Raw genomic sequence first — 13985 nt, 5'->3', positions numbered from 1 at the left:
TGGATCTGACCGCGTACATATCCGTTCCTGCGGTAACGGCCACCTATGGTTCCGCTCTTACAGCCAGCCCTTTCAAGGTCTTTTCGTCTTGGCAGCCTTGATTATCCGGTCCGTTGAAACATGCGCATTCACCGCGGTGCCTTTAACCCATGTTTTGGGCTTGGGTACCTTGGGGCCACGGGGGCTTTTCGCAACTTGTTTAGGTTGGATATTTCTGGCAAGCGCCAATAAGTGCTGAGCCAGTTTTTCCAACGGAATGACAGGAAAATGTTCCGAGGGCAGCGCAATCTGCATTCCCTCATATCCACTCCTGACCTGAACCGCTAAATGGTAAATCGAGGCTTCCCATCCTTCAGGCTGGGTATCCCGATGAGCTTGTTCAACACTGCGTTTGAGAACAGCCAGGACGTTGTAAGCCAATACCGCCGTTGCAAACCCCAGTAAGGCAGCCTTTGGGCTGCCAAGGGTTTCGATCTCACTTTCCAGGATCGCTTCCAGTCGCTGGAACATACCTTCAATGCTCCAGCGGCGGCGATACAGTTCGGCGATCTGTTGCGCACTGACGCTCTCAGGCAGGTTGCTCCAGAACATCAAGCTGCTGTCGCCGGAGTCCGTTGGCGAATGAAGCGTCAGTTCGACACGCCGACATTGGTAACCGCCTTTGACCTGGATGATCTGCTCACGCACAGTGCCAGTTTCCACAGGTACTGGCTCTTGCCACTCACCCTCTTGAATCAAGCGTGGATGCTTGGCTTGCTGACGAATGACAAAGCAAGTTTGGACTTGCTCACAAGCCTCCATAACCGGGAGCGTGCAATAAAGCCGGTCAGCCAGCCACACTTGGCCTGGCTCGGCATTGGCCAATAAAGGCAGCACACAAACGCGCTCGCTTGCGTAGGCATCCTCACACGCCTGAAGGTCGACGACCTGATCCAGATCGGGATCGTATGCAACAACCGAAAAACCGGGACGAGCGGCGCCGCGCTCGTTGCGTAAAGCTCCCAGACGTTTTTCAGTGGATGCCAGGTGATTACCGTCCACTACCCGAACCTGCCAACCCGGCAGCATCGCCGTGCAGCCCAGCTCCCGGATGGTTGGAGCCAGGAGCTGTGCACAGCCCGTAATCAGGGCGCGCAACAGAGCAGGCTCGGTACGACTGATCTTGTCGTAGAGAGCCGCCAGGCTGACCGGAAGGTCCTCCAGTTGTCGCGCGGCGGCGTGCAGAGATGGCTTCAAGCCCAATGAAACAAGGGACATTAGCTTGATGATGGTCGAGAACAATAGCTCACGAGAATACTGCCGTTGCCGGTGTTCTTCGAAAACCTGATCAATCCACTCGGGGGCAATAGCCTGCTGCAGCGCCAGTTTGGCCATGACACTGGCAGGTGCTTTTTTTTCGAAACGCGCTAGAACTTCCGCCCACATCGTTTAGGTACCCCCTGAATGAATTTCAGGGGATTTTACAGAAGACCTTGAAAGGGCTGGCTCTTACAGCGGGTCACTTTTGGAAAGGCCCAAAAGTAACCAAAAGGCCTTCGCCCCACCACTCGGCACCTCGCCTAGGCTCGGTGTGCCCGAACGCAGGCTTGAAGTCGTGGGCCGCCGCCACGCGCCATCCATGGCGCGGGGCGGCTAACCCGGCGTCCTGCCGGGTTGCCCACGACTTCAAGCCTGCGTTCGGCCAGCGTGGTTTGACGGGGCGCTTCAGATCAAAAGCCAGATCAAGATCAAGAGCGGCTCGCTTAGCATCGTGGTTACCGTCGATCGCTTCAGAGTTGTGTAGATACCTATGGCTATCGCAGGCAAGCCAGCTTCCACCTTTGCTCTTGTGTTGTGTCAGTGCCGCCATGCCCCTGGATTCACCAGGTTTACCGGCTTTTCGCCAGCCAGTGCCGCCAACAGATTATCCACCGCACACTTGGCCATCGCCTCCCGCGTCTCATGGGTGGCCGAGCCGATATGCGGCGTAGCCACCACATTGTTCAACCGCAACAACGGCGATGCGTGATCCAGCGGCTCCTTCTCAAACACGTCCAACCCCGCCGCGCGGATAGTGCGTTGCTGCAATGCTTGCACCAGTGCTGCCTCATCCACCACCTTGCCTCGGGAGATATTGATAAAGATCGTCTCTGGCCCCATCAGCGCAAACTCCTCGGCGCCAATCAACTTCTCGGTCTCAGCGGTCAACGGCAACGTCAGGCAGACAAAATCCGCTTCTTTGAGCAAGTCCTTGAGGCTTCGGTACTGCGCGCCAAAGCGCGCTTCAACCGCCGGCTTGGGCGAATGGCTGTGGTAGATCACCGGCATGCCGAAGCCAAAATGCCCGCGCTGGGCCAGGGCTTCGCCGATGCGGCCCATGCCGATGATGCCGAGGGTCTTGCCATGTACATCACTGCCAAAATGCGCCGGGCCGATGTTTTTGTTCCATTGCCCGGCGCGTACCATGTCGGCCAGTTCCACCACGCGCCGGGCGGTAGCCAGGATCAGCGCAAAGCCGGTGTCGGCGGTGGTTTCGGTGAGCACATCCGGGGTGTTGCTGAGCAGGATGCCGCGTTGGGTCAGGTAATCGATATCGTAGTTGTCGACGCCCACCGAGACGCTGGCTACTGCTTCCAGCTTGGGTGCCAGGTCGAGCAATCGGGCGTCCAGGCGCAGGCTTGCACCCAACAGGCCATGGGCAGTGGGCAGTGCATCGCGCAGTTTGGCCAGGCCGGTCTCATCCAGTGCATCAATCAGCGTGACCTCGGCCTGCTCATGCAGGCGGGCCATCAGCGGCGCGGACAGTTTCTTGTACAACACAACGGACTTTTTCATGAGGTCTTTACCTTCAACTCCAGGGTTGGCGCCGGCGAGCGGTCACTGGCGCCGGGCTTGAGGAAAATCGTCAGCACCACCGAAAGCAGCAGCGCGCCGCTCATCAGCAGGTACGAAGCGCCGGGCGAGCCGGTGCTGCTGTTGAGGTAACCCACCAGATACGAGCCACCGAACGAGCCCAAGGCGCCCATGCTGTTGATCAGTGCCATGGCGCCACCGGCGACGTTGGCCGGCAGGATTTCCGGGACGATGGCGAAAAACGGGCCGTAGGGTGCATACATGCAGGCCCCGGCGATCACCAGCAGGGTGTAGGACCACCAGAAGTGTTCGGCGCCCAGCACGTAGGACGCGTAGAAGGCAATCGACGCAATCAATAGCGGCGGCCAGACAAAACGCTTACGTTTCTGCAGCTTGTCCGAACCCCAGGACACCACGAGCATGCCAATCACCGCCGCCAGATAGGGCAGGGCCGAGAGCCAGCCGGCTTCGACCATGTCCATCTGCAAACCGGCCTTGAGGATCGATGGCAGCCACAGTACGAAGCCATACACGCCAATGCTCCAGCAAAAAAACTGCAGGGCGAGAATGATCACCTTGGGCGAACGGAACGCCTCGGCGTAGTTCTTCACGGCCTTGATCCCCACCTGCTCGGCGGCGAGGGCGGTTTCCAGGCTGTGCTTTTCGGCATCGCTCAGCCACTTGGCATCCTTGGGACGCTCATCGGCCAGCTTCCACCAGATAAACGCCCACAACACCGCCGGCAGGCCCTCGATGATGAACATCCAGCGCCAGCTGAAATGCTGCACCAGGTAGCCCGACACCACCGACATCCACAGCATGGTCACCGGGTTGCCGAGGATCAAGAAAGTGTTGGCCCGCGAGCGTTCGGCACGGGTGAACCAGTGGCACAGGTACACCAGCATGGCCGGCATCACGGCCGCCTCGACCACCCCGAGCATGAAGCGGATGACGATCAGCATGTAGGCGTTGGACACCACGCCGGTCAGCGTCGCCAAGCCGCCCCACAGAATCAGGCTGACGAAGATCAGTTTCTTGACGCTGCGCTTTTGCGCATAGATCGCCCCCGGCACCTGGAAGAAAAAGTAGCCGAGGAAAAACAGCGCGCCGAGCAGGGAGGACATGCCCGGCGTGATCATCAGGTCCTCGGCCATCCCGGAGGCGGCGGCGAAGCCGTAGTTGGCGCGGTCCAGATAGGCCAGGCTGTAGGTGATAAACACGATAGGCATGATGTACCACCAGCGACGGGTGGCGAGTTTCACGGTTTCCATGGGGTTGCTCCTGAGCTTGTTGTAGTTGTGGCAACAGGTAATGGGTCACGCAACGGATCGAGTGGGTAATTCGGCGCGGGTCGGCAAACCCTCCATGTCGCCACGGCTCTGCACAGCGCGGCTGCCGATCCAGTTAGCGCGCTGGACCGCCTCGGGGAAGCTTGAGTTTTCCAGCAGGGCGCTGATCATGCCCACGGCAAAGCCATCGCCGGCACCCACGGTATCCACCACCTTGGCTACCGGTACGGCGGCGACAAAACCCTGGTCCATATGAGTGCGGTAATAGGCGCCCTCCGAGCCGAGTTTGATCGCCACGGCTTCGGCGCCCTGGTCGAGATAGAACGCGGCGATGTCTTGCGGGTCGTCGAAACCAGTGAGCAGGCGACCTTCGCCCAGGCCCGGCAGGACCCAGTCGGCCAAAGCGGCAAGCGCATTGATCTCGCGGATCATCTGCGCCTGGCTGGCCCACAGGGACGGGCGCAGGTTCGGGTCGAACGACACACTGCGCCCGGCCTTGCGCATTTGCGCCATCAGCTCGAACGACAGTGCGCGAGTGGCATCGGACAGTGCTGGTGGAATGCCGGTGGCGTGTAGATGGCGGGCTTGCAGCAGCGTTGGGTGGATGGCCTCGATGGACAAGTGGCTGGCCGCCGAGCCTCTGCGAAAGTACTCCACTTGAGGATCTGCGCCGGCCTCTTCCCGGGATTTGAGTTGAAAGCCGGTAGGGTGCAGCGGGTCGACGGCCACATGGCGGCAATCGAGCCCCTCTTTGGTCAGGGTATCGACCACAAAACGTCCGAGGGAATCGTTGCCCACGCGGCTCAGCCAGGCCACGTTGAACCCCAGGCGCGACAGGCCGATGGCGACGTTGCTGTCGGCGCCGGCAATGCGTTTGTGAAACTGCCCGACCTGGGCCAGGTCGCCGGTCTGTTCGGCGACAAACATCGCCATGGTTTCGCCAAACGAGAGGATATCGATCTCAGACATGGGCGTTCTCCACATGGGGTTGGCCAAGGCGGGCCAGGGTCGCAACCTGTTGTGCGGTGACCTCGATCAGGTCATCGCCCTGCAACGGAAATTCCACCGCGCGGGTAATACCTTGAGTCATGTGTTTGAGCAGTTGTTCCCACAGATGCACGTCGGTGGCGCCCGGCGGCAAGGCGACGAGCCTGCCATCGGCGCGGCGGGCCACGGCCTTGCAGTGCAGGTAATCCACATGCCGACCCAGCAACCGCGCGGCGGTGAGCGCGGATTGGTCTTGCCACTGCCAGTTGCCGATGTCGAAGGTCATTTTCACCGGCAGGCCGAGACGTTCGACTTCAGTGAAAAACCGTTGCATCGGTTCAATGCGCCCACCGTGCAGGGTCTGGTCGTTTTCCACCAGCAGCTTGACCGGGTGGCGGTTGAGCAGGGCGTGCAGGCTTTCCAGGTCGTTTGTGTCGGTGAAGTAACCGAGCGAGACCTTCAGCCAGCCCGAGCCAAAGGCCTGGGCGCGGTCCAGCGTGGCGGCCAGCTCGGCATTGGGCTGGGCACGGCCGGCGACCCACAGCTCCAAGGGCGAGGAAAATACTGATTCCAGGCCTTGTTCTGCAGCGGCCAGGGCCAGCTCGGCCGGTTGCTCGGTGGTGAGCAATTCTTCGCGCCATTCAATGCGCTGGGCACCAGCGGCGCTCAGCAGCGCGACAAAACTCAATTGGCCCTGCTGGCGAACCAGGTCGGCGCCGTAGCTGGAAAGGCTGATGGAGACGGGGTATTTATGCATTGTTGTTTACCTCTGAAACCGGTTTCATTTTTATACGCAAAACAAAATGTGGGAGCGGGCTTGCTCGCGAAGGCGGTGTGTCAGTCAGCGCAAGAGTGGCTGATCTATCGCGTTCGCGAGCAAGCCCGCTCCCACAGGGGAGTGTGTCGAGCCACGGATAATCAGCTCCGGTAAAAAATCCAGGGTGCGCGTGGGGGCGGTATCGCCGCGCAGGCGCTTGAGCAAACAGTCAAAGGCGCTGGCGCCAATTGCTTGCGTCGGTTGGGCGAGGGCGGTGATGCCGCTACCTACCAGCGGGTACCAGTCCAGGTCATCCAGGGCGATCAAGCCCACGTCGCCGAACAGCTCGCAACCCAGGGCCTTGAGTGCACGGGTGCAGGCCAGTGCTGCCACGCCGTTGGCGCAAAACAATGCCTTGGGGCCGGGTTTGGCGAGAAAGGCTTGCAGACGGTTTTCCAGTTCACCGTCCAGTTCCACCACGGCACCTTTCAACGCCGGGCGCTTGGCAATTTCGGTGTTGAAACTCTCCAGACGCTCCAAACGTGAACTGGTGCCATCGGTGGTCTCGCTTACCAGCAGCACGTCGCGGTAACCCTGTTGCTCCAGGTGTTCCACCGCCATGCGCACCGCCGCCGGGTTATCCAGGCCGACCAGGTCGCTGTGCAGCGGTTCGACCTTGCGGTCCACCAGCACCAGGGGCATTTCCCGTTGCAGTTCGAGCAGTTGGTCGAGGTGATGGCCCAGGGTGTTCACGATCAAGCCTTCGATGTTGTACGAGCGCAGCGCGGCCAGATGTTGGCGCTCCTGCTCGTCATCGCGGTCGGTGTTGCACACCACCAGGCTGTAGCCGTGCTGGCGGCAGGCGGTTTCGACGCCGTGCATCACCGCGATGGAATAAGGGTTGCGGATATCAGCCACCAGCATACCGATCAGGCGCGTGCGTCCACGTTTGAGGCCGCGGGCCATCTGGTTGGGGCGATAACCGAGTTCGTCGATGGCCTGTTCGATGCGCAGGGCGATGGCATCGGAGAGCAGGGCGCGGTCATCGCCGATAAAGCGCGACACGCTGGCTTTGGATACTCCGGCGCGCTGGGCGACGTCCTGCATGGTCACGCGGCTGCGCTGGGCGGCGGAGAATGGAGTCACGCTAAAGCCTTTCTTATTGGAGTTGGGAGAGACGCTGAAACCGGTTTCAGAAAACACCAAGTATAAGAAACCGTCAAGTTAATCTTCGACATTCAGACGCGGCAAGCTCGAGACAACTGACGAATGGCACTCGCAACCTGTTAGATCTGACAGTACCCAGAAAGGACGGTTTGGCGTTTACTTTTCCATAACTTGACGGGGGAGGACGGTTCTGTGAACCCGCCGTTAAAATTAAAAGAGGAAAGAACATGTCCATCTCAAAAGTGAGTCACCTTCCTGAAGCGACCAGTGGCGGTGTACTTGCGCTAGACCCGATGGACATCCCAGGTGTCGATCCTCTTGACCCAAACGGTCTCGTACCGGTCTCACTGACTCTTGCGCCTCTGTTGGTCAGGATACCTATGTGGCTCCCGGCGCCTGAACCATTGGATACACCCCACCGGGTGCAACTTCTCTGGGAGCGAGACGGTATTGAAAGGCAGGCTGATCTGAAGCTTATCGATGCCCCACCTCCACCTCTGCCTGCGTTTGTGCCAATGCACGTGCCATTAGCCATGCTCAGAGAGCGTTCAGGCACTGTGAAACTGTTTTATCGCGTGATCGATTCCGAGGGACAACGCAGCGAGCTTGATCCAAAGGTCACGTTGACCATTGATTTGGAATCCCCGGAATTGCTCCGGCCTGATGACCAACTCAGCTTCGTGAATCCACCCGTCACAGGTGTTGATGAAGCCTATTTGGCGAGCAATGACCCGGTGCGCTTCAATATTCCGCCTTATCGGGGGCGTGAGCGAAATGATCGTATCGAAATGGTGCTATCCAATAGTCCGAACCCAGCTGCTGCTGCGCCGGACGGCGACTATGTACTGGTAGATGTTTCAGACCCTCTGGTCTGTGAGTTGCCAGCGGCTGCGTTTCGTCGCCTGAATAACGGCCCAGCCTATATCTTTTATCAAGTGTTCGACGAGGCCGGGAATTTCAGTACGCGTAGTGCCGGTTTACCGTTTTCACTCGATCTGATAGCAGGTCCAGATGTACCGCTGCCTGCACCCACTATCATGCCGCCGGCCTACGATGACAATATCATCAAGCGCGACGACGCCCGGGCCGCGGTGGTGCTGCTGATTGACCCCTATATCAATTGGGCCGCCGGAGATCACGCCCGGGCTTTTTGGGACGAGCGGCCGCTCGCAGATGTGCCGGTGTTCGACGGCGTCGTAACACAGGTACCGGTTCCCTGGGCCACTATGCGGGGGCCATCCCCAGTCCTGGTGGCAGAAGAGATCCGGATACGTTACGAAATCATCCGCGGTCTGACGATCTACCCGTCATACCGGCGTCGTATCAGCCAGGATTTCACGGTTGCCGGGCAAGACCATGCGGGTGCGCCCGCACTGCTAAACCCCGATCTACCGTTGGCTGAAGTACGTGGCCTGGTGTCAGATGAGGCCAATCTGGTTGACCTTCGCGACAAGGATGTAGGCGCCCGTGCCCGGGTGTTTCTCTATGACGACCCACAGCCAGGCCAGGTATTGAGATTCTTTTGGAATGGTATAGGGCCTGTGGCTACCAAGACAGTTCAAGTCGGGGAAGTCGCCGGCCAATTAGTATTCTCCAGTGTTATTCCATGGGCGGTGATGGAGGGCACTATTAACGCTTCGTTGCCTGTGCATTACACCACCGATAATGGGATTAACCAGCAACAGTCCCGACATACTGAAGTCGATGTTCATACCGGGCCGCTGCTCAGCTTTCCTACTCCGATTATTCAGCACACGCTGGTGGGTAGCACGGGTACGTTTCTCACCTGTTGCTCATCCCCAGAGATATTCGCCGGCGTGAGTTGGAAAGTTGTCGCTCATGGCGATTTTGATTTGAACGATGAAGTTCGATTTTTTACCCATGGCTATAACAATAACGGCTGGGATGACCCCGTGGTAGAGGACAGTCGATTTACTCAAGGCAAGACATTTGATACGCCGGCGGACTTGGTCAATGGGTTGGACTTTACAGTGACGCCTTTCGATCCAGTGGTGTATTCGCTGCGCCAGGAGAGTACTGCTGTCGCGTGGTATGAGGTGTGGCGTGGTGGGCGCAAAATCGGCGAATCCATCCTGCGGCGCTTCAGAGTTGACCTGGCTTATCCCGCAGGTGGTTACTGCCAGGCAGGCGACATTATTCAGTGTTCAAGTGACGGCGTGCCCACCCTGATAAAGAAAAGTTGATGACATCGGTGCAGGGCGTCTGAAATGAGCGGCGGGCACAGGTGCTTCTAGCCGGCAAATGGCTGTACTAAACGAATAGGGTTAAACGAATATTTTTCGCAGTTGTTCGTCGCCCATATTGTCACTAATGGAGAACGATGATGAATAAAAAAACGCGTGATTATTTTGCCAGATTAAACTCTGCTGTTAGCCCGTCGACAGTTGTTTTCTCACAGTTGGATCCGCCAGAAGTTGATTTTGTTCCAGGTTTTCCAGGATTGCTTTCTCGGGAACAGGCGTTGTCCGAATATTTGGAACTGCGAATGCCACGATGGCAAGACTACAGCGACAGTGGTGGCGATCAGGATATCGTGAGAGTGTTTATAAAGCCGGTAGATGATGCGGAGTATGGAGAACCGTTCCTAACGTTCACTTTTAATTTCGATGCAACACTGCCACAAGCCTATGCAACTGCAAATATCGCCCGAGGCAGGCGTCCGCCAGGTCACTGGGATATCAAGTACGAGGTGTATATCAGACGTGCGGATAACTTGAGCGAATCGACCGAGATGCGTTTGATTGTCGATACTGATGCACCGTACGCATCATCTCCGAGTCTTCCGCCAGCGCCTACCCTACCGGCAGGCTTGACACTGCCCATTGACGAGGCCGATTTTCCAGCTGCTCCCAATGATCGGTTGTTTTTTTCAATTCCAGATTATGTTCTCCACGGGCGTGCGCCGGGTGACAGGCTGAGGGCGTTCTACGGCGGTTCCGATACCCCATATGCTCCTGATCCTCCCTCTACCGAGGTGGATTGGCCGGTGACGGACCTTAGGTTCCCGTTGCCCAAGGGTGTTGTTTCGGCTGGACCGGACGCGTTTAACACGCTTCGATATCAGTTACTGGACGCCGCGGGCAATCCCAGCCAGCTTTCCTCCTCCTTGCGGTTGGATGTGGCCTTGCAACCTGCACCGGCTAATCTGAAGCAGCCCTTGATCGGCAGGGCGTTTCCGGGAGATAACCGCTTCGACCGGATTGACGCCTCCATTGACCTGGGAATGATTGTAAGAATTCCCGCTTATGACCATCCGCAGCGGGGCAATGACGGTGATGTCATTGACGTCATACTGTCGACCAGCGTCCGTACCGAAACCATCGAGGGTACGGCATTGGGCAACGGTACGAGCTTTCCAGTGCCCATTGTTGTTCCACTTCATATTTTGCAAATTCTCTATGGCGCGTTGACAGGTGACGAGCTGTTGACGGTCACTTACGTCATCCGCCGTCGATCCGTCACGTATCCTGCTGCGCCGTCGACGATCATCAATTTGAATCTGCACGTGGTCGGACCGACTCCTACCGATCCTCCGGACCTGACGAACACCGATCTGGATCCGGTGGTGATCAAGGGGGTAAATGCCGCTGGCGTGGAGGGCGCTGACAACGAGCTATTGCCGGAGCACGCCAATCGGCCCGCCAATGCCCATATCACGTTGTGGGATGAGGCCCCAACCCCTGACGCCGAGGATTTTTTCATCCGGCTGTGGTACGAGGGTGAACTCGCCGCCACTCGCCAGATAACGGGCGGGGTTGCCGGCGCCCCGGTCACCCCGCCGCTGCAGATTCCGTGGGCGCTGATCGCCAAGCACGGTAATGCACCGCCTATGAAACAGGTGCATTACACAATCGACGCGGGCCTCGGTACGAATCGGCAGCAGTCTGAGGTGACCTCGGTGGACGTACAGGCCAATGTCCAGGCCCTTGTCATGCCCGAGGTCCAGGACCTGGATTTAATTGGCGGTGATCCAGGCGTGATCAACTGTACTACCTTCAGGCCTTTGAATATGGACGGACGTATCACTGTTCGTATTCCTCCGTCGGACTTGTTTGAGCCGACCATGGTGGTCCGGGTGAACTGGCAAGGCTACAGTGATAATGATGGCACGAACCCAGTGCTTGCATCCGTAGGGTTCAAAGACTCCCCTCCGTTGACCGCCTCCATGATCGCGCAGGGGTTTTTGGTGACCCTAGACGCGCCTTTCTCCACCCTCATGAAGACGATTCATACACACGTAGGCCTACGGCTCCAGGGGGCAGCAAGGATCAACTACACCATCCAACTGCCAACAGGGCCTTTAACATCGAGCGACGCTTTGCATCGGGCACGCTCGGTCAAAACCGGCTCCTCCCCCACCTACTGCGACGACACGCCGGTACCCGCAGCGATTTGACGTGGTTGCGAAAACAGCCTGGGAGCAGCCACGCTGCTCCCAGGGTTCATAGAGGGACAACTTATTTGTTCTCACCGTGCGCATCGAGATTGATTCGGGGGTATTAAGATTAATCCTACATAAATAGGGAACAACTCTGGATAACTTTGGCACCGCTTGATTGGCAGGGTTCCACGCTCTTAGGTACCGGCCAATTTCTTCAATAGGAATGCCAAACCCAGAGGGTTTTTCGATGTCGTCAATGTTTAATTTTAAGCTCAAGCCGTTGAGTTTTGCCTTGAAGGCCAACGCGGTTTCATTAGCAGTTCTTATGTCAAGTGTGGCCGAAGCCCGCGTGGTTACGGGCCCGAATGAAACAGTTCGGCCAGGCCCTCCACCTGACAGTTTCGAGCTCAGGCCCGGCTCGGGTCTCACCGTGGAAGGGGCCACTACCAAACAAATCCGTGCCCAGTCTGCCAACTTGACCGTTAATCCGGGCAGCAAAACTCAAGACATCACGGCATTCAATTCGAACGTGAATATTGATGGCGCCGAGATCACTGCGCGGGCGACACAGCCGGCAGCAGTGTTCATGAGTGGCGGGACGCTGTCGCTCAAGAACAGCACACTTACCCACAGCAATGGCGTTGGCCTGGTCGTTTCTCGTCCGATCGGCAGTGACGAGGGGGCAATTGCCTCTGTATTCAACAGCAGCATCACCGGCACCACGCGTGGCGTCAGTGTGGGTGGTAACAGCGCGTTGGCCCTCTACCAAACCGACGTTGCAGGCACTGGCGAAAATGGCGTGGGTCTGTATCTGTTCGGTCAAGCCATTGCGATCGATAGCTCCATCACCGGTGAGCTCAATGGCGTGCGGCTGGATATGGACCGCAGCCCCGACGTGCCAGCTGCATTGATCCTTGATGGCTCATACGTGGAAGGAAAAGCGGGCGCAGCCATTCTGGTCGAAAGCTCGAAGGCGGGTACACCGGCTAATGCAACTATAGATGTGCGCAACGGTGCGACCCTCAAGGGCGGCAACGGCAATATCCTCGAAGTCACCGGTGGCTCCTTCGCCAACATGAATGTCGACGGCAGTACCTTGTTCGGTGACGTCGTGGTCGAGGAGGGCAGCACCGCGAAGTTGCAGCTCAACAACGGCTCGGGGTTGACCGGCCAGTTGAAAAACGTAGCTGAGTTAAGCGTGAACAACGCCTCCCACTGGGCGCTGGTGGGTGACAGCGAAGTCGGTGACCTGAAAATGGCGGGCGGCAGCGTGCATTTTGGTGGGCCTGATGAGTTCTACCGGTTGGATGTCGACAGCCTGTCGGGCGAAGGCACGTTCGTGATGCATACCGACTTTGGCAGCGGCCAGACCGACTTGCTCGCCGTTAATGGCATCGCCGAAGGTAACCACAGCCTGTTGCTGGCGGCCACGGGGTCGGAGTTGGCCACGGCCGAGCCGATTCGCGTGGTGAGCACCGAGGGCGGTGATGCACAGTTCGCCCTGGTCGGCGGAACGGTTGACGCAGGTGCCTACAGTTACGGGCTCAAGCAGGAAGACACCGATTGGTACCTGGACCCTAACCGGCGCGGCACCAGCAACAGCACCAAAGCGGTGATGGCGTTGTTCAACACCTCGCCCACAGTGTTGTACGGCGAGATGACTTTGTTGCGTACCCGCATGGGTGAGCTGCGCTTCAGCCAGGGCAACAACGAAGGTTTCTGGATGCGCGGCTACGGCAACAAGTACGAGGTCAGCGGCAATCAGGATGGTGGCGGCTACACGCAGAACCAGCGCGGCTTTACCTTGGGTATCGACACACCGCTGTACGGCGGCGATGGGCAGTGGGTGGCCGGTGTGATGGCCGGTCACAGCACCTCCGATATCGACCTCAACCGCTCCGGTGGCGGTACAGTCGACAGCTACTACCTGGGCGGTTATGCCACGTGGCTCGATGACGAGAGCGGCCTGTATTTCGACGGTGTGGTCAAGCTCAACCGCTTGCACAACGAAGTCAACGTGAGCATGAGCGACGGCAAAAAAGCCAAGGGCAACTACACCCAGAACGCGGTGGGGGCTTCGGTGGAAGTGGGTCGGCATATCAAACTGGATGACGGCTACTTCGTAGAACCCTACGGGCAACTCAACGCTGCGATCACCCAGGCCCAGAGTTATGACCTGGACAATGGCCTGCACGCCAAAGGTGACCGTTCGGCCTCGGTCGTGGGCAAGGCTGGCGTCACGGTGGGCAAGAATATCCAGTTGGACAGCGGTGGTGTGTTGCAACCGTACTTGCGTACTGCGTTGGCCCATGAGTTCAACCACAACAATAAGGTCACGGTAAACGGCGAGCGCTTCAACAACGATGTATTCGGTTCGCGCATTGAAATGGCCGGTGGTGTGGCGATGTCGGTGACTCAGAACGTCAAGCTGCATGCGGACCTCGAGCATACACGTGGTAAAACCGTCGACCAGCCATGGGGTGTCAACTTCGGCGTGCGTTACGACTTTTAATTCATCCATCCACCCGAACAGGGGAGGCTTAGGCTTCCC

9 protein-coding genes are annotated in these 13985 nt (G+C 58.3%); 3 read left to right on the top strand and 6 right to left on the bottom strand.

Features of this window, described 5'->3' with window-relative positions; all coding sequences use genetic code 11:
- Positions 1-72: 72 nt before the first annotated feature.
- The 6 genes from AB9N64_RS05085 to AB9N64_RS05060 form a co-directional block, all read right to left on the bottom strand.
- Complete coding sequence (locus AB9N64_RS05085; RefSeq protein ID WP_317147087.1) at positions 73-1374, bottom strand: IS4 family transposase; 1302 nt, start codon at positions 1372-1374, stop codon at positions 73-75.
- A gap of 462 nt (positions 1375-1836) precedes the next feature.
- Positions 1837-2814: an NAD(P)-dependent oxidoreductase gene (locus AB9N64_RS05080; RefSeq protein WP_072434067.1), complete on the bottom strand. Its 978-nt coding sequence runs from the start codon at positions 2812-2814 to the stop codon at positions 1837-1839.
- Positions 2811-4103 carry an MFS transporter gene (locus tag AB9N64_RS05075; RefSeq protein WP_014718725.1) on the bottom strand — a complete coding sequence of 431 codons (1293 nt, stop codon included), beginning with the start codon at positions 4101-4103 and terminating at the stop codon, positions 2811-2813. The genes AB9N64_RS05080 and AB9N64_RS05075 overlap by 4 nt, the downstream gene beginning before the upstream one ends.
- 45 nt (positions 4104-4148) lie before the next feature.
- A complete protein-coding gene (locus AB9N64_RS05070) occupies positions 4149-5090 on the bottom strand; it encodes a sugar kinase (RefSeq protein ID WP_014718724.1) in 942 nt (313 codons plus the stop codon).
- Positions 5083-5865 (bottom strand): sugar phosphate isomerase/epimerase, encoded by a 783-nt coding sequence (locus AB9N64_RS05065; RefSeq protein WP_072434070.1) that lies wholly within the window; start codon positions 5863-5865, stop codon positions 5083-5085. Before AB9N64_RS05065 ends, AB9N64_RS05070 begins: the two co-directional genes overlap by 8 nt.
- Positions 5866-5949: 84 nt before the next feature.
- Positions 5950-7011 (bottom strand): LacI family DNA-binding transcriptional regulator, encoded by a 1062-nt coding sequence (locus AB9N64_RS05060; protein WP_019816850.1) that lies wholly within the window; start codon positions 7009-7011, stop codon positions 5950-5952.
- Positions 7012-7259: 248 nt separating this feature from the next.
- Here AB9N64_RS05060 and AB9N64_RS05055 point away from each other — a divergent pair, with 248 nt between their 5' ends.
- From AB9N64_RS05055 to AB9N64_RS05045, 3 genes are all read left to right on the top strand, one after another.
- The gene (locus tag AB9N64_RS05055; protein ID WP_073453618.1) at positions 7260-9236 is read left to right on the top strand and encodes a hypothetical protein; all 1977 of its coding nucleotides are present in this window, start codon (positions 7260-7262) and stop codon (positions 9234-9236) included.
- A gap of 140 nt (positions 9237-9376) precedes the next feature.
- On the top strand, positions 9377-11449 hold the full coding sequence (locus tag AB9N64_RS05050) for a hypothetical protein (RefSeq protein WP_259639091.1): 2073 nt from the start codon (positions 9377-9379) through the stop codon (positions 11447-11449).
- Between the two features lie 232 nt (positions 11450-11681).
- Positions 11682-13946 (top strand): autotransporter outer membrane beta-barrel domain-containing protein, encoded by a 2265-nt coding sequence (locus AB9N64_RS05045; protein WP_032872146.1) that lies wholly within the window; start codon positions 11682-11684, stop codon positions 13944-13946.
- The last annotated feature ends 39 nt before the right edge of the window (positions 13947-13985 follow it).

The sequence above is a fragment of the Pseudomonas sp. KT_2_4 genome (genome assembly GCF_041410225.1).
In the GTDB taxonomy this organism is placed as follows: domain Bacteria; phylum Pseudomonadota; class Gammaproteobacteria; order Pseudomonadales; family Pseudomonadaceae; genus Aquipseudomonas; species Aquipseudomonas paracarnis.
Note: the sequence above shows the minus strand (reverse complement) of the source record. Positions and strands in the feature narration are given on the sequence as shown.

Excerpts from the sequence above, each read along its gene's own strand:
- AB9N64_RS05075 (WP_014718725.1), bottom strand. The coding sequence starts at position 4,103 with ATGGAAACCGTGAAACTCGCCACCCGTCGCTGGTGGTACATCATGCCT.
- AB9N64_RS05070 (WP_014718724.1), bottom strand. The coding sequence starts at position 5,090 with ATGTCTGAGATCGATATCCTCTCGTTTGGCGAAACCATGGCGATGTTT.
- AB9N64_RS05045 (WP_032872146.1), top strand. The coding sequence starts at position 11,682 with ATGTCGTCAATGTTTAATTTTAAGCTCAAGCCGTTGAGTTTTGCCTTG.
- AB9N64_RS05050 (WP_259639091.1), top strand. The coding sequence starts at position 9,377 with ATGAATAAAAAAACGCGTGATTATTTTGCCAGATTAAACTCTGCTGTT.
- AB9N64_RS05085 (WP_317147087.1), bottom strand. The coding sequence starts at position 1,374 with ATGGCCAAACTGGCGCTGCAGCAGGCTATTGCCCCCGAGTGGATTGAT.
- AB9N64_RS05065 (WP_072434070.1), bottom strand. The coding sequence starts at position 5,865 with ATGCATAAATACCCCGTCTCCATCAGCCTTTCCAGCTACGGCGCCGAC.
- AB9N64_RS05055 (WP_073453618.1), top strand. The coding sequence starts at position 7,260 with ATGTCCATCTCAAAAGTGAGTCACCTTCCTGAAGCGACCAGTGGCGGT.
- AB9N64_RS05080 (WP_072434067.1), bottom strand. The coding sequence starts at position 2,814 with ATGAAAAAGTCCGTTGTGTTGTACAAGAAACTGTCCGCGCCGCTGATG.